Below are 19,835 nucleotides of genomic sequence, written 5' to 3'. Positions count from 1 at the left end.
TGTTGTTTTAATCCCGCTAGTGATGCGCTACGGGTATTTAATATTGTTAAACCCTGATAATCGCTCCGGTTATTTCCGGGATAAATGTACTACCGCAGTAACTATAATAGCCCCGACAATAAAACTTGCCGGGGCTTTTGCTATTGCTATTAATGACTTTCTTTTTCGCGTAAACGCCAGGCGTGTAATAACGGTTCGGTATAACCGTTTGGCTGTTTCACGCCGAGGAAGATTAAATCGCTGGCAGCTTTAAACGCACACGAATTAGCGAAATTCCCCACCATCGGACGATACGCCGGATCGCCAGCGTTTTGCTGATCCACCACTTTCGCCATATTCTCCAGCGACGCCTGCACCTGTTCTTTAGTCAGAATACCGTGACGTAACCAGTTGGCGATATGCTGGCTGGAGATGCGCAGCGTTGCACGGTCTTCCATCAGCGCCACGTTGTGAATATCCGGTACTTTTGAACAACCAATCCCCTGCTCGACCCAACGCACCACGTACCCCAGAATCCCCTGCACGTTGTTATCCAGCTCTTGTTGGATCTCTTGCGCCGACCAGTTAGCGTTTTCAGCAACCGGGATGGTCAGCAGATCGTCCAGCAGCGGTTCAAATTCAGCATTGAACTCTGTGTTGGCAATGTTGGCTTGCACGCTCTGTACGTTGGTTTGATGGTAGTGTAGCGCATGGAGCGTAGCGGCGGTCGGCGACGGAACCCAGGCCGTGTTTGCCCCGGCACGTAACTGGTCGCCCTTCTGGCTGTACATGTCAGCCATCAGATCCGGCATTGCCCACATGCCTTTACCGATTTGCGCTTTACCGCGCAGCCCACAGAACAAACCAGACAGCACGTTATTGCGCTCGTAGGCTTTGATCCACGGCGTCGATTTCATCTGGTTTTTACGCAACATCGGCCCCGCTTCCATCACCGAATGCATCTCATCGCCGGTACGGTCGAGGAAGCCGGTGTTGATGAACGCCACGCGGTTGCGCGCCTGGGCGATACAGCTACGTAAGTTCAGCGAGGTTCGGCGTTCTTCATCCATAATGCCCATTTTCAGGGTATTCGGTGCCATGCCGAGCATCGTCTCAATGCGGGTAAACAGTTTGTTGGCGAACGCCACTTCCTGCGGACCGTGCATTTTCGGTTTCACAATATAGACGCTGCCGGTACGCGAGTTTTTCTGCACTTTTAAATCGTAGAGGGCAATCGCGCCAGTCATGACGCCATCAAGAATACCTTCCGGAATTTCATTGCCTTCGCTGTCCCAAATCACGGGAATGGTCATCAAATGACCCACGTTACGGATAAACAGCAGCGAGCGCCCGTGCAGAGAAATTTCAGAGCCATCGGCGGCGGTGTAATGACGATCGTCATTCAGTTTACGCACGATTTGCCGACCGTTTTTCTCCATCTTCTCTTGCAGAGTGCCCTGCATCAGCCCCAGCAGGTTGCGGTACAGCAGGATTTTATCTTCCGCATCAACCGCAGCGACCGAATCTTCGCAGTCGAGAATGGTACTGATGGCAGCTTCGACGATAACATCGTTGATGTGCGCCGGATCGTCTTTGCCAATCCGCCCGTTGGCATCGATTTGCAGCTCGATATGCAAACCGTTATTTTTCAGCAAAATGCAGCCCGGCGCAGCGGCATCACCACGATAACCGACAAACTGCGCCGGGGTACGTAACGTGGTTTCCGTGCCATTTTTCAACTGGATACGTAATTGTTTATCGACCACGCTAAACGCCACCGCATCCTGATAGCTGCCATTTTCCAGCGGCAGTGATTCGTCGAGAAAACGCCGAACCCAGGCGATAACCTGCTCGCCGCGCTGCGGATCGTAGCCGCTGACCATCGCCCCTTCCTGCGGGATGATGTCGCTGCCGTACAGCGCGTCGTACAGTGAACCCCAGCGGGCGTTCGCCGCGTTCAGCGCATAGCGGGCGTTCATTGCCGGAACCACCAGCTGTGGCCCCGCCTGACTGGTAATTTCACTGTCGATGCCCGTGGTTTCCACCGTCACGTGCTCCGGTTGCGGCACCAGGTAGCCCAGTTCACGCAGGAAAGATTTATAGGCCGCTTTGTCTTTTACCGGCCCTGGATTGCTGCGATGCCACTCGTCGAGCGCCGCCTGAATGCGATCGCGTTCTGCCAGCAACTGACGATTTTCTGGCGCCAGATCGTGAACAATCTCATCAACATTGCGCCAGAACGCGGCAGCATCCAGTTCCACGCCCGGTAAAACTTCTTCATCCACAAAACGTTTAAAATTGGCGTCAATGCGTAAACGGCCCTGGGTTATGGTCTCACTCATTATTTATATCCTCGTTTTCGCTTATTTCGCCAACACCGCTGCTGCCGCTTTCGCGACCTGCGCATCCTGTGCTCCGGTTAAACCAGAAACGCCCACGGCACCAATAATTTGCCCATCAACAACAACCGGTACGCCGCCTTCCAGCGACGTCAGTAACGGTGCCGTCACAAACGCGGTACGTCCGTTGTTCACCATCTCTTCATAGCCCTTAGTTTCACGACGCCCCAGCGAGGCGGTACGCGCTTTCTCCTGGGAGATGTAAGCCGCAATTGGCGCGCAATCATCCATGCGGCTTAACGCCAGCAGATGACCGCCGTCATCTGCAACAGCAATGGAAACAGACCAGTTATTTTTCTGCGCCTCTTCCTGACCTGCGGCAATAATTGCACTCGCCATTTGCTGGCTAAGAATGACTTTAGTTTTCATTTTGTTATTCCTTTTCAAGGGCTTGTTCTACAATTTCAATCCAGTGACGCACAGAGGTACGACCGGCGCTCGCCAGATGCGTCTGGCAACCAATGTTGGCGGTGACGATCATTTCCGGTTTGCCGCTTTCCAGCGCATTCATTTTGTTATCCCGTAGCTGGCGCGCCAGATCGGGATGCGTTAACGCATATGTTCCCGCCGACCCGCAGCACAGATGGCTGTCGGGAACGTCGGTTAAGGTAAATCCAAGACGAAGTAACACTTTTTCCACTTCGCCGTTCAGCTTTTGCGCATGTTGCAGAGTACACGGGCAGTGGAAGGCCAGTTTTTTATCGCCGCGAATTGCCAGTTTTTCCAGCGGTTCCTCGCGCAACAGTTCGACTAAATCGACCGCCAGTTCACTGACCTGACGCGCTTTATCGGCATACAGCGCATCGTTTTTCAGCATCTGCCCATACTCTTTGACGAACGCGCCACAGCCGCTGGCAGTCTGCAAAATAGCCTCGGCACCCGCTTCAATCGCAGGCCACCAGGCATCAATGTTATTTCGCGCACGCGCTAAGCCCTTTTCCTGCGCATTAAGATGATAGTCCACTGCCCCACAACAGCCTGCTTCGTTAGCTGGCATGACGCTGATCCCCAGACGATCCAGCACCCGCGCGGTTGCCGCGTTGGTGTTGGGCGAAAGCGTAGGCTGGGCGCAGCCTTCCAGCATTAAAACCCGACGCTTATGGCGCAGCGGTGGACGTGGTTTGGCCTTCACGGTTTCGGCGGGCAGTTTTGCTCTGAGCTGCTCTGGCAAAAACGGTCGCAGCACCAGGCCTACCTGCGTCAGCGCGCGGAAGACTGCCGGACGCGGCACCACCTGGCGCAGCCCTTCGCGCAGCATTCGCTCCGGCAGTGGGCGTTTCACTTTCTGCTCGACAATATCACGCCCGATATCCAGCAGAGTGTGATAGCGCACACCAGAAGGACAGGTGGTTTCACAGTTGCGACAAGTGAGACAGCGATCGAGATGCTCCTGTGTTTTAAGCGTAACTTCGTTGCCTTCCAGCACCTGTTTAATCAGATAGATGCGCCCGCGCGGCCCGTCCAGTTCATCCCCCAGAAGCTGATAGGTTGGGCAGGTTGCGGTACAAAATCCGCAGTGAACACAGGCACGCAGGATGCTGTCGGCTTCCAGCGCCCGCGCGTTCTGACGCATCTCTTCGGTTAATCGGGTTTGCATAGCCTGCTCCTCAAAGTTCCGCGTACATGCGACCGGGGTTAAACACGCCGCAAGGGTCGAGCTGCTGTTTAAGCTGCTGGTGATAGCGGAATAAAGGAGCCGGTAGCGGAGCAAAGCCGCCATCTCCGGCACTAAAGCGAGTCGCATGACCGCCAGCGTTGCGGGCGATGCGGTGGATTTGATTGTCATCGGCTGTCGATTTCAGCCAGCGTAACGCCCCGCCCCAGTCGATCAGTTGCTCGCCGGGTAAATCCATCATCGGCGCATCGGTAGGTAAGGAAATGCGCCATAAAGTGCCCGGTAATGAGAAGAACGGCAGTTGTTGTTCACGCAATTGCTGCCAGAACTGACCCGCAACCTCTTCGCCCCCCAGCAGTTCACGCGCTGCTTTTACCGATCCTTCGCCGCCCTCAAGGCGGATCCACAACGCATTGTCGAAGTAACATAAGCCACTAATGGGTAGCGGCTGGAGTTGCCACTGGGCGATTTCGTTCATGGCTTCTTGCAGGCTGATTTCCCGACGCAGGCTCAGGGTGGCGCGCGGTCGCGGCAACACTTTCATTGAGATTTCAGTGAGTACGCCAAGACAACCGTAGCTTCCGGCCATTAACCGCGAGAGATCGTATCCGGCGACGTTTTTCATCACTTCGCCGCCAAAGCGCAGATGTTTTCCAGTGCCGGTAATGATGCGCGTACCGAGGACAAAATCGCGTACCGATCCGCTCCACGGGCGACGCGGCCCCGCCAGCCCGCAGGCGACCATCCCGCCCCAGGTGGCTTCTTCACCATAATGCGGCGGCTCGCAGGGGAGCATTTGCCCGGCGCTCTCCAGCGCCGCTTCAATCGCCACCAGCGGCGTTCCAGCGCGAGCGGTAATCACCAGTTCGGTCGGGTCGTAATTAACAATGCCGCGATGACAACGCACATCCAGCGTTTGCCCGGTGACAGGGCGACCTAAAAAGGCTTTGCTATTGCTTCCCTGAATTACCAGCGGCGTTTTATCGCTAATCGCCTGACTCACCTGCTCCAGTAGCACCTGGCTGTAATCACACTCGCGTAGCATCAGAAACGCTCCAGTTCAGGGAAAGGTAAATGACCGTGATGCACGTGCATGGCACCAAATTCAGCGCAGCGGTGCAGTGTGGGAATGTTTTTCCCTGGGTTCAGCAAACCATCAGGGTCAAACGCCGCCTTGACCGCATGGAAGGTCGTGATTTCATCGCTGTTGAACTGGGCGCACATTTGATTGATTTTTTCGCGCCCGATGCCATGTTCCCCACTGATGCTGCCGCCCACTTCGACGCAGAGTTCGAGGATCTTCCCACCCAACTCTTCCGCACGGGCAAATTCACCGGGTTCGTTGGCATCGAAAAGGATTAACGGGTGCATGTTGCCGTCTCCCGCGTGAAAGACGTTGGCAACGCGTAAATCATATTGCTGTGATAAACGGGCAATGCCTTCCAGTACGCCAGGCAGCGCACGGCGCGGAATGGTGCCGTCCATACAGTAGTAATCCGGCGAGATACGCCCCACCGCCGGGAAGGCGTTTTTGCGACCGGCCCAGAAACGCACACGCTCCGCTTCGTCCTGTGCCAGACGGACGTCAGTCGCGCCCGCTTTTAGTAAGATGTCGTTAACCCGCTCGCAGTCTTCCTGAACGTCAGACTCCACGCCGTCCAGCTCGCACAACAAAATCGCTTCGGCATCGACGGGATAACCAGCATGAATAAAATCTTCCGCCGCGCGGATCGACAGGTTATCCATCATCTCCAGCCCGCCGGGGATAATGCCATTGGCGATGATGTCACCGACGGCAAGCCCGGCTTTTTCTACCGAGTCAAAGCTGGCTAACAACACGCGCGCCACGGGGGGCTTTGGCAGCAGTTTTACCGTCACTTCGGTGGTCACGCCGAGCATACCTTCCGATCCGGTGAACAGCGCCAGCAGGTCAAAACCAGGCGAATCCAGCGCGTCCGATCCCAACGTCAGCGCCTCGCCGTCCAGCGTTTGCACTTCGATTTTCAGCAGGTTATGTACGGTCAGACCATATTTCAGGCAGTGGACGCCTCCGGCGTTTTCCGCCACGTTGCCGCCAATAGAACAGGCGATTTGCGAGGAGGGATCCGGTGCGTAATAGAGATTATGCGGCGCTACGGCCTGGGAAATCGCCAGGTTACGTACGCCCGGCTGCACGCGCGCGCGGCGACCGACGGGGTTAATGTCGAGGATTTCTTTAAAGCGCGCCATCACCAACAACACACCTTTTTCCAGCGGCAACGCGCCGCCAGAAAGCCCGGTGCCTGCGCCACGGGTCACTACCGGTACACGCAGACGGTGGCAGACAGCCAGAATCGCTGCCACCTGTTCCATCTGCTTAGGCAGAACAACCAGTAATGGACGCGTGCGATACGCGCTCAACCCGTCACACTCGTAAGGAATGATCTCCTCATCGGTATGCAGGATCTCGAGTCCTGGGACATGCTCACGCAGTGCCATCAGTACCGATGTGCGGTCGACATCGGGTAAAGCGCCATCAAGACGCTCTTCGTACAAGATGCTCATGAGTAGGCTTCGCTTTGTTGTGTTGTGTGGCAGCTGATTTTTGCGCGCTGCTTCTGTGAACAGTTATTAAGCGGGCTTTTTGTTTTCGTCTATCTCTTTAGCTACCGGTCAGACCATTTTTTTTCCAGCTCTGTGACCTTGCCTCGGTTAACTTAATGTTAAATTGATGTAACATAATCACTTACGTGATGTACGTGTTTTGCAAATTAAGAACAGAAAAATTGGTCCTACCTGTGCACGAGGTCCGGCAATGAAAGATGAGCGTCGCCCTATTTGCGAAGTGGTTGCAGAGAGTATCGAACGGTTGATTATCGACGGCGTGTTGAAAGTTGGGCAGCCGCTTCCTTCAGAGCGCCGACTGTGTGAAAAGCTCGGCTTCTCACGCTCCGCACTGCGTGAAGGACTGACCGTGCTGCGCGGGCGCGGGATTATTGAAACGGCGCAGGGGCGTGATTCCCGTGTGGCTCGTCTTGATCGGGTGCAGGACACCAGCCCGCTAATCCATCTGTTCAGTACGCAGCCGCGAACGCTGTACGATCTGCTCGACGTTCGCGCACTGCTGGAAGGTGAATCGGCAAGGCTGGCGGCAACGCTGGGAACCCAGGCTGATTTTGTCTTGATTACCCGCTGTTATGAAAAAATGCTCGCCGCCAGTGAGAACAACAAAGAGATTTCGCTGATCGAACATGCGCAGTTGGATCACGCTTTTCATCGGGCAATTTGTCAGGCTTCCCACAATCAGGTGCTGGTGTTTACTCTGCAATCATTGACCGACCTGATGTTTAATTCGGTGTTTGCCAGCGTGAATAATCTCTACCATCGACCACAGCAGAAGAAACAGATCGATCGCCAACATGCGCGGATCTATAACGCGGTTTTGCAGCGGCTGCCGCACGTCGCCCAGCGCGCCGCCCGCGATCACGTGATGACCGTAAAAAAGAATCTCCACGATATCGAGCTGGAAGGCCACCACTTGATTCGCTCGGCGGTGCCTCTGGAGATGAATCCGGGGGGAATGTGAGCCGAGTTTTCGCCCTCCCCCTCTTCCCCTGGGGCGAGGGGACCGCCCCTGCGCTTAATGGGATCTGGTATTAAATGTGCTTTTCATACAACCGGTAACGTTTATACGGCTCCGCCCCAATGCGTTCCAGCATGTTATTCATGCCTGTATTGGTTTCGAGGATCCATGACATCTCCAGCGCATCAATCTTCCTGCGAGCAAACGGATCGCGTAATGCTTCAATCAGCAGCAGCGCGATCACCGGGCCAATGCGGCTAAACTGATACTCGTCACGTACCCCCATCAGCGGCACTCGCGCAGTTCGCACACCGCTGACTTTTAAGCGCCACAGCAATTTTGCCCAGCCGAAGGGAAAGAGCGATCCATTCAGATCGGCAATCGCTTCGTTGATGTTCGGTAAGCCGACAATAAACGCACAGGGTGCAGAATCAATCTCGGCGATGTAGATCATATCGTCCGGCACCAGGTACTTAAGCTGATCGCCCATGGTCGCGAACTCATGTTCGGTAAACGGCACAAATCCCCAGTTGTGCTGCCAGCCAGAGTTGAAAATCTCACGCAGAACCTGCATTTCTTCGGCAAACCGCTGGCGATTGATGCAGCGAATGATCACCTTTTTGCGTACCTGCTCCATCAGTTTTTTTAGCACCGGAGAGAAAGTAAGATCGGTTCGCTGCATCCACCACGCCAGTAGATCAATGCCTTTGCGATAACCCAATTGTTCAATATGCGCGGCATACCACGGTTTACCGTGCGGCATCATCGCGCATGGCGGTGTATCGAAACCTTCAATCAGTAATCCGCTTTCCTGATTGATATTCAGGCTGAAAGGTCCGCTGATGTTGCGCGCGCCTTGTGACTTCAACCACGCTTCCGCTGCGCCAAATAAAGCGGCAAAAACTTGCGGATCATCAATGGCGTCAATCATGCCGAAATGACCGGTATCTTCACCGTAACGCTCACGGTGCAAGGTATCGATTTGCGCGGTAATACGCCCAACTATCTGCCCGGCTTTTTTTGCCACCCACGCCTGCCAGATGATATGGTCCGTCCCCGGATTCTTCGCAGACAAATGCTCGCTGCGTTCAATGAATAAAGGGGGTATCCAGTTTGGATCATCGGGATAAAGTGATGACGGAAAAGCGATAAATGCCTTAAGGTCATTTTTATTAATTACTTTTTCAATTTTAATCATCAGCAGACCGCATTCCCTGGCTCAGTGGCTAACAAATAATTAACGGAGGGAATACGGGCATACACCGAGACATTCGGCACCTTAATAATCCATCCGATGAATATAAAATACTGTTTTTAATTATTGCGATAATACCATCACCTACATTATCTGAAAAAATATTAATCGTTAGTGCTTAATGCGACCAGACAGGCCACTTACTTAATATATTCACAAATCAAATATTATTCACAATAAAAACAAAAAAGTTAAAATCATTATTTAAATCAATGTTCAATATCGCACCCGTGAAAATACTATCTCATTTATCTTTTATGCATATATAATCCACCGCATTATTGTCATTTTATTTTTGATATCCAATTTTCTCGTGGTGTATATGTCTAATAAAATTTTTACGCATTCCCTGCCTATGCGCTATGCCGATTTTCCAACGCTGGTTGATGCTTTGGATTATGCCGCTCTGGGTAGCGCCGGAATGAATTTTTATGACAGACGTTGCCAGCTTGAAGATGAACTGGAATATCACAATTTAAAAGCACATGCCGAAGCAGGCGCAAAGCGGTTGTTATCGCTAAATTTGAAAAAAGGCGATCGCGTGGCGCTGATTGCCGAAACCAGTAGCGGGTTTGTTGAAGCATTTTTTGCCTGCCAGTATGCCGGGTTAGTCGCCGTCCCGTTGGCGATTCCGATGGGGGTCGGTCAACGAGATTCCTGGAGCGCCAAATTGCAGGGCTTACTGGCAAGCTGTCAGCCAGCCGCGATTATCACCGGCGATGAGTGGTTACCGCTGGTCAATGCTGCGACGCATGACAACCCCGAGTTGCATGTGTTAAGCCATGCCTGGTTTAAATCCTTGCCGGAAGCCGACGTTACGCTCCAGCATCCCGTTCCAGACGATATAGCCTACCTCCAGTACACCTCCGGCAGCACCCGTTTTCCCCGTGGCGTCATCATTACTCATCGCGAAGTAATGGCAAATCTACGTGCCATCAGTCATGACGGCATTAAATTACGTCCGGGCGATCGCTGCGTCTCCTGGCTGCCTTTCTATCATGATATGGGGCTGGTCGGTTTTCTCCTGACACCTGTCGCCACGCAGCTTTCAGTGGATTACTTGCGCACTCAGGATTTCGCCATGCGCCCGCTGCAATGGCTTAAATTGATCAGCAAAAATCGCGGCACCGTTTCCGTTGCGCCACCGTTTGGCTATGAACTGTGCCAGCGCCGGGTGAATGAAAAAGATCTCGCTGAACTGGATCTCTCCTGCTGGCGCGTCGCCGGTATTGGCGCTGAGCCAATCTCCGCAGAGCAACTCCATCAATTTGCTGAATGTTTCCGTCAGGCTAACTTTGACGATAAAACTTTCATGCCATGCTACGGGCTGGCAGAGAACGCACTTGCCGTCAGTTTTTCTGACGAAACCTCCGGCGTTGTAGTTAACGAAGTGGATCGCGACATCCTAGAATATCAGGGTAAAGCCGTCGCGCCGAACGCAGAAACGCGCGTTGTATCGACTTTCGTCAACTGCGGTAAAGCATTGCCGGAACATGGTATTGAAATCCGTAATGAAGCAGGTATTTCAGTCACGGAACGTGTGGTAGGTCATATTTGCATCTCCGGCCCCAGCCTGATGAGTGGTTACTTTGGCGACCTGGCTTCGCAAGACGAGATTGCCGCGACGGGTTGGTTAGATACTGGCGATCTCGGCTATCTGCTGGACGGTTATCTGTATGTCACCGGACGCATTAAAGATCTGATTATTATTCGTGGGCGCAATATCTGGCCGCAGGATATTGAGTACCTGGCGGAGCAGGAGCCGGAAATTCACTCCGGCGATGCCATTGCTTTTGTTACCGCCCAGGAAAAAATCATTTTGCAGATCCAGTGTCGGATTAGTGACGAAGAACGTCGCAGGCAGCTTATCCACTCGCTGGCGGCGCGGATACAAAGCGAGTTTGGCGTGACAGCGGCTATCGATCTGTTACCGCCCCACAGTATTCCCCGCACCTCTTCCGGCAAGCCCGCCCGTGCGGAAGCGAAAAAACGTTATCAGAAGGCCGTCGCCGCTAATCCCGCTGTGCAGGAATCTCTCGTATGAGCCAAACAGTCGCGGTGACGGGTGCTACCGGGTTTATTGGTAAATATATTATCGATAACCAGCTCATTCGCGGCTTTCATGTTCGCGCGTTGACGCGTACTGCCCGCGCTCACGTCAGCGATAATCTCATCTGGGTGCGCGGTTCGCTGGAAGATACGCATTCGCTTAGCGAGCTGGTTGCCGGTGCCAGTGCGGTGGTTCATTGTGCCGGGCAAGTGCGCGGGCACAAAGAAGATGTCTTTACCCGCTGTAACGTTGACGGCAGTCTGCGTCTGATGCAGGCAGCAAAAGAGAGCGGCTTTTGCCAACGTTTTCTGTTTATCTCTTCACTGGCGGCACGCCATCCTGAACTCTCCTGGTATGCAAACTCCAAACACGTCGCCGAACAACGGCTGGCTGCGATGGCTGACGAAATTACGCTGGGCGTTTTTCGCCCGACGGCAGTCTATGGCCCCGGCGATAAAGAGCTAAAACCACTGTTTGACTGGATGCTGCGCGGTTTGCTGCCACGGCTTGGCGCACCAGAAACACGGCTCTCTTTTCTGCACGTTACCGATTTCGCGCAAGCTGTGAGTCAGTGGTTAAGCGCCGAAACTGTACCAACGCAAACATATGAATTATGCGATGGCGTCTCCGGAGGCTATGACTGGCAACGCGTACAACAACTTGCTGCTGCCGCCCGTCATGGTTCCGTGCGAATGGTCGGCATTCCTCTACCGTTGCTCACATGCCTTGCGGATATCAGCACAACATTAAGTCGTCTGTCTGGTAAAGAGCCAATGCTGACGCGCTCAAAAATTCGTGAATTAACCCATGCCGACTGGTCGGCAAGTAATAACCGTATTTCTGAAGATATTAACTGGTTTCCCGGGATTAGCCTGGAACACGCATTACGCAACGGGCTATTTTGATTGTCTTGTTTAAAGGTGTGTTAACGTTTCTATGGTAAATCGTGAAATAGTAATGGATTACATCCTTTCCTGTTTACAGGATTTGGTCGAAAACGGTGTGGAAATTAAGCCTGACAGCGCGCTCGTCAACGATCTTGGTCTGGAATCGATCAAAGTGATGGATCTCTTAATGATGCTGGAAGACAGATTCGATATTTCCATTCCGATTAATATTCTGCTGGATGTCAAAACCCCTGCGCAATTAATGGAAACACTACTTCCATGGCTGGAGAATAAATAATGGGGCTATACGATAAATATGCGCGTCTTGCTGGCGAGCGACTGCAATTTAGTGATAACGGGTTAACGCCGTTTGGCACCTGTATTGATGAAGTGTATTCCGCCACCGAAGGGCGTATCGGCAATAAAAAAGTGATCCTGGCCGGAACCAATAATTATCTCGGTTTAACCTTCAATAACGAGGCCATCGCCGAAGGTCAGGCTGCGTTAGCGGCACAAGGCACCGGCACCACCGGTTCTCGAATGGCTAATGGCAGCTATGCGCCGCATCTGGCGTTAGAGAAAGAGATCGCCGAGTTTTTCAATCGCCCTACTGCTATTATTTTTTCAACTGGTTATACCGCCAATTTAGGCGTCATCAGCGCACTTGCCGACCATAACGCCGTGGTATTGCTGGATGCCGATAGCCACGCCAGTATTTATGATGCCTGCTCTCTCGGCGGCGCGGAAATTATTCGTTTTCGCCATAACGACGCCAACGATCTGGAACGTCGCATGATTCGCCTCGGCGAACGGGCGAAAGAGGCGATTATCATCGTTGAGGGCATCTACAGTATGCTCGGCGACGTTGCGCCGCTGGCGGAAATTGTTGATATCAAACGTCGTCTCGGCGGTTATTTGATTGTCGATGAAGCTCATTCGTTTGGCGTGTTAGGCGCAACGGGGCGTGGGCTGGTTGAAGCCGTTGGCGTTGAGGACGATGTTGATATTATCGTTGGCACCTTCAGTAAGAGTCTGGCCTCTATCGGCGGTTTTGCTGTCGGCTCGGAAGCGATGGAAGTGCTGCGCTACGGCAGCCGCCCGTATATTTTCACCGCCTCCCCTTCTCCTTCCTGCATTGCGACCGTGCGCTCGTCGTTAAGAACCATTGCCACACAACCAGAGTTGCGGCAAAAGTTGATGGATAACGCCAACCATCTGTATGACGGTCTGCAAAAATTGGGTTACGAGCTAAGCTCGCATATTAGCCCGGTAGTGCCAGTGATAATCGGTTCGAAAGAGGAAGGGTTACGCATCTGGCGCGAGCTTATCTCTCTAGGTGTTTATGTGAATCTTATCCTGCCACCTGCTGCGCCTGCGGGCATTACGCTGCTGCGCTGTAGCGTTAACGCTGCGCACAGCCGCGAACAAATCGATACCATCATTCAGGCATTTGCCACGCTGAAACAGTAATGTTAACCCGTCGTGGTATTACGCCACGGCGGGTTTAGTGTTGCCTGTCATACCAATACACCAGACTCAACGCCACCAGCACAAACACTACCGGTAAACCGAGCGCAGTCGCTGGGGCGCTTAACGCAAATAGCAATCCCAGATTGACCATGATTTGATAGCTGATCCAGGTAAGCAAGCCAACGATGACGCCCACAGCAAGACGGCTGCCCATCCCCGGTGAGCGCGGGGCGCTAAAGGTAAACGGCACAGCCAGTAAAATCATCGCCAGAGTTAAGATGGGGTGTCCCAGCTTTTCCCACAGTGCCAGACGATATTCACTGCTCGGTTGCCCAGTTTCCTGCAAATAATGGATGTAATGGTTGAGCTGGCGGACAGAAAAGCTATTACCCGGCATCGATAACTCTTCGAGATTTATACTGGTGAACGTCGATTGCCACGGCAGATTATCTAATGTTTCCAGCGTTTCTTTGCCATTAAGCCATTTTTTATGATTCACACCGTGCAGGAGCCACGTTTTATCGTCTTCGATGGTGGCGCTGCGCGCGTAAATGTAGGATTCGAGTGACAGATCGTCGCGGTAATGAAATATCTCCACGCCTACCGGCTGGCCCTGTTCATTCAGCGATTTCACCGTCACAAATTCATTGTCACGTCTGGCCCACAACATGTTGCCGGTGATGTCATCGTCCCCCCCTAACGCGGTGGCGGTCGATTTGATTTGCATCGCCTGTTGCTGCAATGGCGACGCTACCCACTCATCAATCGCGCCTAACGAGACTGTCCACAGCATTCCGGCGACCAGCACCACCAGCGCGATACGGAAAATGGAAAATCCCGTGCTGCGAATAGCGGTAAGTTCACTGTTTTTCGATAACTGCCCAAGACCGACAATCCCCCCTAATAACGCGATAAACGGCGCAAGATCGACCAGTGTGCGTGGCAGGGTCATCACCACCACCAGAACAGCCTGAGTCCAGCGATAACCGCCAGGGCTGACATCATCCAGCTCGTTAATCAGGTTGAAGGTGGTAAAAAGCGGCAGCAGTAGTCCTGCGGCAGCGGCAAAACCGAGAAACAGGTGACGGATTAAATAGCGACTGAAGACATTCATCGGGAAAATTTCTGCAGCAAAGAGAAGTCGCGAGCAACCAGCACCAACAAACCAGTCAACATCAGTCCAGGCACTAACCACAAACCAGGGATAACAGGAATTGCACCGTTCGCCACCAGAGTGCGGCAAACGTCTCCGCCATAAAAAATGGCAATAAACAGTAACGTTAAAGGCAATAAGGTAGAAAATCGCCCCTGCCGTGGTTTTACCCGACTTAAAGAGATAGCCATCAGTGCCATTAACAACGCAGTCACGCCACGGCTTTGTCGCCATTGCAATTCGGCGTGATCGGCAGGAAAGACAGAATGCGCCAGCTCCGTGAGCGATTTCGCTTTGCGTTTGACGTTAGGGCTTTGATCCAGCGGATTCAGATGTAATTGCAGATTGCGATAGATCTGTTCGTTGTCGTCACTGCCCTGATGATCGAGAAGATAGGCTGTGCCGTTATGCAACATGACGGTCGGTTTGTCCGGAGAGGGATCGATAACATTAACGGAGCGGGCACGAAAAATGCGGGTTCGATTGGCCGTAGAAGTGTATATCAGCGCGTCAGTCAGGCGATTATTGTCTTGATCAACCGTCTGCGAGAGGATCATCCGCCCATTATCGTTAGTATTAAATTTTTTCGCCCGTAGCTGGCGGACATCCAGCTCCGACTGCGACTGTTGCTCCAGTTGATAAATCTGCGCATAAGCCCACGGCCGACCATACATCGACAAAACGGTGACAAAAATACTTAACGGTATAGCAAGGTAAAGAACAGCTTTATACAAACGCGCCGGGCTGCCTCCCGCCGCAGAAATTGCGGTAATTTCTGAGTCGGTATACATCTGCCCAAGCGTCACGCCAACTGACACATACAGGCCAACCGGTAACAACATCTCCAGTGCAATCAGCACTTTGTAAAAAACGATATCCAGCACAACGTTGAGAGCTAAAGTGCCATTTGCCGCTTCGGTCAGATAACGCTGTGCGGAATAGCTGGCGAAAATAAAGATCAGAAAACCGACGATAATCAGCACCAGACGGCGCGTACCGCGCATGATGTAATGTTCAATCAGCTTCATCTCACTAACGCCCTCAATCCTTTGAGTTTTTTATTCATTGATCAGCTTCTGCGCCAGCGCAATAACATGATCTACCTCTTCCGGCGTCAGGCTGCCGTCCTTTGCCCACTGAATTTGCCCGTTTTTATTCAGCACCAGAATGGTTGAACTCTGCTCCGGCAATTGCCAGGCAACCCGTCCCAGACCATTGCCGTCAATAACGAATTGCGCCCACGGATAGCGGCGTTTATTTTTCTCGATTTTACCGCTCACAAAATAGCCTGTACCAAAGATGGCATCATCAGTATTCACAATAGTGGTGGGCTGAAAACGATCCTGCGGAAAGTTTGCCGCTTCTACTGCTTTGATTAACAGTGAGTTCTTTTTCTTTGCCGACTTGCGCCCGGCGATATACTGGATAATGCGGACTTTTCCCGCCAGTTGCGCGCTGTTCCATTTCTGGTAGTAGATTTCATCGTTGTTAGTAAGCAGTAATTCGCCGCCATCCTGAATATAAATAGGCGTAACCTGCTTCCCATTGATGAAATTATGCGCCGCCACGACTGGCGCTAAGAGCGCAAGGATCAGCGCGACAATCAGGCGAGATGGCATTATTGCTCCGGATATAGCGGAAAACGCGAAATCAGCAGCTCTAAACGCTGGCGAATATCGCTATCCAGCGCCGTCGGCACGTTATACGAACGGCGGTTCTCCATATCATCCGCCACCATGTCGTCGTGTTTATCCCCCATCAGACCATTAATGGCAGCGAGGAAGCGGGAAATCTGTAACGCCTCTTTATTTTCAGGATCAAGCGATCTTAGGGTGTCGTAATAAGAAACCTGCTGACTGATGATTTTTCGCACATCATGAAATTCCCTGCCGGTTAGTCGCGGTTTGGCAATAATCTCTTTCAGGATATGCATTTGCTTTTGCCGATAGGCAATAAAACCGTTCACGCTTTCTAACTGGCTATGGCGTAATGACCAGTTCACTAACGACCAGACCGGGGAGCTTAAATAAATCCGTAACAGGTTACCGTAATACGACACGATATTTTTCTTACCGTTACGAAAACCATCCTGAAAATGGCCCAGACATACCGTCGTTTTGCCGAATAAAAATCCGGCCTGATGCTTCTTTAAATACAACCGTTGAGCAAAACGTAAATGCTTATAGCGCGCTCGCATGTATTTAAATTGTTTGCGCTCTTCAGCCGAAAGCTCATCGCCTTTGGTTTGTTTATGGATTAAACGCAGCAACTCCTTATGATCAACGCCATTTAGCCAGAATTGCAGACATAACGCGTAATTATCATGGATGATTTCGGCGGTACAACCCAGGGCGATTGTCGGCGGCAAACTGACCTGCGCGTCAACAACATCATCTTCCTCAATCGCAACAAATAAACGCTCGCTCGCCTCAAGCGGAAAATATTTTCTCATCATCGGGATTTCTCTCCGGCTGCGTTATAAAGCAATGAATGGCGCTGAAAGAACGCCTTTAAGGTCGGAATTAGTGAGAGCGCCACGTCCAGACATTGACCGCCGAAATAAGCAAACGCTGCTCCCAGCACGCCAAACAGATGACAAAACATGAACAGCAAAACGATGTAGCCGATTGAAGCGATGGTTTGCGCTACGAGGAAGGCGCGCTGTTTACCCGCCATCAATAGCAATGACTCCTGCGGAAAGCCCAGCATCGAAATAACAATCGCACCAAGCATCACCTGGATCAGGTCATATGCTTCGAGATATTTAACGCCAAATACCAGCGAAATTAGCGGCTTGCCGACGATTAGCACCGCGAGCGCCACCAGAATACCGATTCCGCCAGCCAGTAAACCTGACTTCACGCCTAACAACCACGGTCTGGTAGTGCGCGGATCTAATCGCATTACCTCTGGATAAAAACTTTTACCCAGCAAACCCGCTGGCGTACCGGCGGCATCGAAGAATGTCATGGCGATTTTAAATAACCCAGCGGCGGCTGGCCCCAAAACAATCCCCACCAGCACGGTGCTGCACGAGTTACGCGCCGACCAGATGGAGTGAGCAATGTTGGTTGACCAGACAAAACTCCACGCGCCTTTGATATGACGGGCAGACTCGAACAGATTCAATTTGAAGGCGTTATGGATATTTCTGCGGCGTAATTCACGCGCAGCAAACCACCAGTACATCGTGCCGCCAACCAGATTCGAGGCGTACCAGGCAATAACAAAGCCCGCAAAACCAAAGTCAAAATACCAGGCGATTACGCTACCCGCCGCTCGCAGAAAGGGTTTTGTAGCCTGCTGCACCGCAATTAAATCGAATCGATCGACAGCGCGCAGAATGCCGGTCGGCGTGGAAGAAGCCATTGAGGGGATCAGCGTGCAATAGAGCGCCGCCAGCCAAAAGCTTTGCTCATCCAGACCTAATGAATGGGAAAGAAATGGCAGTAAGGCAATGCCGCCGACAATCGCCACCGCGCCGCTGACGATATCCAGCGAAAAGGAAAACGAGACGACATTACGAAATTGTTGGGGGTTATTGTTGGTTAAGGCTGGCGTTCCGTACTGCACTACCAACTGCCATGTCTGAAACTTAATAAAATCGCTGATCGACTTAGCATACGATTGCACAATCACCAGTACGCCAAACATCGCTGGCGTCATCCCTTTACCAGCGCACGAGAGCGCCAGTAAGCCCAGCAAGGCGCTCACGACATTGCTGGAGCCTAACCAGGCGCTATTGCGAATAATGGTGCGAAAGGCTCCATCTGCAAACCAATGTTTGATGTAAAAACCCGCCAATTCAGCCTGACCTTATCGTTGATAGTAAAAAGTATCCCGCCAGCCTTAAGTTAAACTTCGGCGGTCAGAAACGATGGCAACCAGAGAAACCGCTTTCTGCGCCTGTTCCAGCACGTCGTGGTAGGGCGCTCTGGAATCAATCTCAAGAATTTTTGTGCCGTTATAGCCAATCTTCGACATAACGCCGATTTTGTCCTGCAGCTCGGCATAGTCGTGATCTGGCTTGCGGGAGATGGCGGTATCAATATCAATGCCCAGACGAATAATTAATTCAGGACGATATTGAGCCATTTGTTGATATAAGCGCCGCTCGCGCTGTGCCAGAAACATGTTGATTTTGCCGCTGGCGCGTTCGACGCCAATCCCCGGTCCGTCATAATAAAAACCGGAAATTTCCGCCTGCGGGAAGCGATCGCTGACCACCAGAACACCACTTTTCGCCAGTCGCTGAACCTTGCGCAGATTCGCCATTCTTCGCAGAGAAAAGCAGTACATAATCACCGCCGCCCATAGCGCCGGAGATTTAGTTTTCATACTTTGAGTTTTCGAGGATTTGGCCGCCAGACGCCGTTCCAGCCAGACGCCAACGAGCGGCAAGCGTTTAATTTTGTCGCCGTCTTCGCCGGATAGCAGCCCCAGATAACGACGCTCAGTTTGCCAGTGTTGTTGCAGCGATTTAACCAAATCGGTGGTCAATGTGGATTTACCGGTGCCATCGCACCCGACCACCGCAATCAGCCCTGGAATGTAGTTGGGTTGCGGCGCGGTTGTACTGTTAACAGTTTGCGTTTGTAGTGCATCCATTCGTAAATCATCCCCTATCCATTTTGGTGATCAGGAAAGTGCGGCGTGAATCGAGCGTAATGAGGCTTGCAGGATTTCATCAGCAGGTTGTCGCCCATCCAGTTCCAGTATCTTTGCGCCATTGAACATCAGTTGTGGCGTAACGGCGATTTTTTCCTGTAACGCCGCCAGTTGATGATCGGGCTTGCGGGAAAATGCCGTCTGTTCATCAATAGCAAGACGAATCAATAACACAGGCAAATAAGACGCCATCCACTGGTATAGTTTCAGCTCGCGTTGCCTTAACATTTTTATCCAGCCGTTACCGCCAGTAGTTTTTGCCAGTTGCGGGCCATCAAAGCGAAAACCAGGCACTTCGACCTGTGGGTAACGGTCGGTAATCAACAGATAGCCTTGCTGGCTTTTACGCAACATTTTGCGAAACTTGTACGCCCGCCAGCAGGAAAGCAAATAAATAACCAGCGCGGTAATATTGCCGGGCGGCGTTGACGGCTTTTCATGCACATGTGCCGCTTTCCCCCGCAGATAACGCCCAAAAGGCGCGCCAATTACTGGAAGATGTGATATCCATTCGCCAATTCTCCCGGAAGATTGCCCGAGATAAATGTGTTCTGTTGGCATTTTTGTTGCCAGTTCATTTACCAGATTTGCTGTGAGAGTCGATTTACCTGAACCATCACACCCCACAATGGCAATAACACGCACTGGCGTGGAATTAATTATTGACATATTACGTTGATTCACGAAAAACCCGGCAGCAAATAATGTATTGAATATTACGTGGTCGGTGCTCAGAATATCTGTTCAACCTTATTGTGACAATGGTTAATTGTCACATTGGGTAATGACTCCAACTT

18 protein-coding genes are annotated in these 19,835 nt (G+C 52.0%); 5 read left to right on the top strand and 13 right to left on the bottom strand.

All coding sequences use genetic code 11. From position 1 onward, the window contains the following. Positions 1-149: 149 nt before the first annotated feature. The 5 genes from glcB to glcD are packed head-to-tail and all read right to left on the bottom strand — an operon-like array spanning position 150 to position 6,537. Positions 150-2,321, bottom strand: coding sequence for a malate synthase G (gene glcB / locus A7589_RS19760; protein WP_000005028.1), 2,172 nt, complete (start codon positions 2,319-2,321; stop codon positions 150-152). 21 nt (positions 2,322-2,342) lie between these two features. Next, entirely contained in the window at positions 2,343-2,747 is a 405-nt protein-coding gene (locus tag A7589_RS19755; protein WP_010355598.1) for a GlcG family protein, read from the bottom strand. Positions 2,748-2,751: 4 nt separating this feature from the next. After that, positions 2,752-3,975: a glycolate oxidase subunit GlcF gene (gene glcF, locus A7589_RS19750; RefSeq protein ID WP_001194830.1), complete on the bottom strand. Its 1,224-nt coding sequence runs from the start codon at positions 3,973-3,975 to the stop codon at positions 2,752-2,754. A gap of 10 nt (positions 3,976-3,985) precedes the next feature. Further along, positions 3,986-5,038, bottom strand: a complete 1,053-nt coding sequence (gene glcE / locus A7589_RS19745; RefSeq protein WP_000943115.1) for a glycolate oxidase subunit GlcE — start codon at positions 5,036-5,038, stop codon at positions 3,986-3,988. Then, the gene (gene glcD / locus A7589_RS19740) at positions 5,038-6,537 is read right to left on the bottom strand and encodes a glycolate oxidase subunit GlcD (RefSeq protein WP_000026094.1); all 1,500 of its coding nucleotides are present in this window, start codon (positions 6,535-6,537) and stop codon (positions 5,038-5,040) included. The genes glcE and glcD overlap by 1 nt, the downstream gene beginning before the upstream one ends. Positions 6,538-6,787: 250 nt before the next feature. Here glcD and glcC point away from each other — a divergent pair, with 250 nt between their 5' ends. Then, a complete protein-coding gene (gene glcC, locus A7589_RS19735; protein WP_010355594.1) occupies positions 6,788-7,558 on the top strand; it encodes a transcriptional regulator GlcC in 771 nt (256 codons plus the stop codon). A 70-nt stretch (positions 7,559-7,628) separates the two neighbouring features. Here glcC and yghO read toward each other — a convergent pair whose 3' ends face one another. After that, positions 7,629-8,753: a protein YghO gene (gene yghO, locus A7589_RS19730; protein WP_000590177.1), complete on the bottom strand. Its 1,125-nt coding sequence runs from the start codon at positions 8,751-8,753 to the stop codon at positions 7,629-7,631. Positions 8,754-9,132: 379 nt separating this feature from the next. Here yghO and A7589_RS19725 point away from each other — a divergent pair, with 379 nt between their 5' ends. Genes A7589_RS19725 through spt form a run of 4 tightly spaced genes read left to right on the top strand, consistent with a single transcriptional unit; the run spans position 9,133 to position 13,217 of the window. Beyond that, positions 9,133-10,854, top strand: a complete 1,722-nt coding sequence (locus A7589_RS19725) for a fatty acyl-AMP ligase (RefSeq protein WP_010355590.1) — start codon at positions 9,133-9,135, stop codon at positions 10,852-10,854. After that, positions 10,851-11,765, top strand: coding sequence for an NAD-dependent epimerase/dehydratase family protein (locus tag A7589_RS19720; protein WP_000084341.1), 915 nt, complete (start codon positions 10,851-10,853; stop codon positions 11,763-11,765). The genes A7589_RS19725 and A7589_RS19720 overlap by 4 nt, the downstream gene beginning before the upstream one ends. A 31-nt stretch (positions 11,766-11,796) precedes the next feature. Beyond that, the gene (locus tag A7589_RS19715) at positions 11,797-12,045 is read left to right on the top strand and encodes an acyl carrier protein (RefSeq protein WP_000248094.1); all 249 of its coding nucleotides are present in this window, start codon (positions 11,797-11,799) and stop codon (positions 12,043-12,045) included. Then, complete coding sequence (spt, locus tag A7589_RS19710; protein WP_000524981.1) at positions 12,045-13,217, top strand: serine palmitoyltransferase; 1,173 nt, start codon at positions 12,045-12,047, stop codon at positions 13,215-13,217. Before A7589_RS19715 ends, spt begins: the two co-directional genes overlap by 1 nt. A 34-nt stretch (positions 13,218-13,251) precedes the next feature. On the opposite strand, the gene lptG is transcribed toward spt, so the two are convergent. The 7 genes from lptG to A7589_RS19675 are packed head-to-tail and all read right to left on the bottom strand — an operon-like array spanning position 13,252 to position 19,722. After that, positions 13,252-14,331, bottom strand: a complete 1,080-nt coding sequence (gene lptG, locus A7589_RS19705) for an LPS export ABC transporter permease LptG (protein ID WP_010355589.1) — start codon at positions 14,329-14,331, stop codon at positions 13,252-13,254. Next, complete coding sequence (gene lptF, locus A7589_RS19700) at positions 14,328-15,398, bottom strand: LPS export ABC transporter permease LptF (protein ID WP_010355588.1); 1,071 nt, start codon at positions 15,396-15,398, stop codon at positions 14,328-14,330. Before lptF ends, lptG begins: the two co-directional genes overlap by 4 nt. Positions 15,399-15,428: 30 nt before the next feature. Further along, positions 15,429-15,989 (bottom strand): YtfJ family protein, encoded by a 561-nt coding sequence (locus A7589_RS19695; protein WP_001141114.1) that lies wholly within the window; start codon positions 15,987-15,989, stop codon positions 15,429-15,431. Further along, positions 15,989-16,825, bottom strand: a complete 837-nt coding sequence (locus A7589_RS19690; protein WP_000984961.1) for a hypothetical protein — start codon at positions 16,823-16,825, stop codon at positions 15,989-15,991. Before A7589_RS19690 ends, A7589_RS19695 begins: the two co-directional genes overlap by 1 nt. Beyond that, positions 16,822-18,174: a lipopolysaccharide biosynthesis protein gene (locus A7589_RS19685; protein ID WP_000896936.1), complete on the bottom strand. Its 1,353-nt coding sequence runs from the start codon at positions 18,172-18,174 to the stop codon at positions 16,822-16,824. Before A7589_RS19685 ends, A7589_RS19690 begins: the two co-directional genes overlap by 4 nt. 45 nt (positions 18,175-18,219) lie before the next feature. Beyond that, a complete protein-coding gene (locus A7589_RS19680; RefSeq protein ID WP_000339523.1) occupies positions 18,220-18,978 on the bottom strand; it encodes a nucleoside/nucleotide kinase family protein in 759 nt (252 codons plus the stop codon). Between the two features lie 30 nt (positions 18,979-19,008). Next, complete coding sequence (locus A7589_RS19675) at positions 19,009-19,722, bottom strand: dTMP kinase (protein WP_105282608.1); 714 nt, start codon at positions 19,720-19,722, stop codon at positions 19,009-19,011. Between the last annotated feature and the right edge of the window lie 113 nt (positions 19,723-19,835).

Source organism: Escherichia sp. MOD1-EC6475 (genome assembly GCF_003046645.1).
GTDB lineage: Bacteria > Pseudomonadota > Gammaproteobacteria > Enterobacterales > Enterobacteriaceae > Escherichia > Escherichia ruysiae.
This window is presented reverse-complemented; position numbering and strand designations above follow the sequence as displayed.

Bases quoted from the DNA above. Each gene is read 5' to 3' on its own strand.
- glcB (WP_000005028.1), bottom strand. From the start codon at position 2,321: ATGAGTGAGACCATAACCCAGGGCCGTTTACGCATTGACGCCAATTTT.
- A7589_RS19755 (WP_010355598.1), bottom strand. From the start codon at position 2,747: ATGAAAACTAAAGTCATTCTTAGCCAGCAAATGGCGAGTGCAATTATT.
- glcF (WP_001194830.1), bottom strand. From the start codon at position 3,975: ATGCAAACCCGATTAACCGAAGAGATGCGTCAGAACGCGCGGGCGCTG.
- glcE (WP_000943115.1), bottom strand. From the start codon at position 5,038: ATGCTACGCGAGTGTGATTACAGCCAGGTGCTACTGGAGCAGGTGAGT.
- glcD (WP_000026094.1), bottom strand. From the start codon at position 6,537: ATGAGCATCTTGTACGAAGAGCGTCTTGATGGCGCTTTACCCGATGTC.
- glcC (WP_010355594.1), top strand. From the start codon at position 6,788: ATGAAAGATGAGCGTCGCCCTATTTGCGAAGTGGTTGCAGAGAGTATC.
- yghO (WP_000590177.1), bottom strand. From the start codon at position 8,753: ATGATTAAAATTGAAAAAGTAATTAATAAAAATGACCTTAAGGCATTT.
- A7589_RS19725 (WP_010355590.1), top strand. From the start codon at position 9,133: ATGTCTAATAAAATTTTTACGCATTCCCTGCCTATGCGCTATGCCGAT.
- A7589_RS19720 (WP_000084341.1), top strand. From the start codon at position 10,851: ATGAGCCAAACAGTCGCGGTGACGGGTGCTACCGGGTTTATTGGTAAA.
- A7589_RS19715 (WP_000248094.1), top strand. From the start codon at position 11,797: ATGGTAAATCGTGAAATAGTAATGGATTACATCCTTTCCTGTTTACAG.
- spt (WP_000524981.1), top strand. From the start codon at position 12,045: ATGGGGCTATACGATAAATATGCGCGTCTTGCTGGCGAGCGACTGCAA.
- lptG (WP_010355589.1), bottom strand. From the start codon at position 14,331: ATGAATGTCTTCAGTCGCTATTTAATCCGTCACCTGTTTCTCGGTTTT.
- lptF (WP_010355588.1), bottom strand. From the start codon at position 15,398: ATGAAGCTGATTGAACATTACATCATGCGCGGTACGCGCCGTCTGGTG.
- A7589_RS19695 (WP_001141114.1), bottom strand. From the start codon at position 15,989: ATGCCATCTCGCCTGATTGTCGCGCTGATCCTTGCGCTCTTAGCGCCA.
- A7589_RS19690 (WP_000984961.1), bottom strand. From the start codon at position 16,825: ATGATGAGAAAATATTTTCCGCTTGAGGCGAGCGAGCGTTTATTTGTT.
- A7589_RS19680 (WP_000339523.1), bottom strand. From the start codon at position 18,978: ATGGATGCACTACAAACGCAAACTGTTAACAGTACAACCGCGCCGCAA.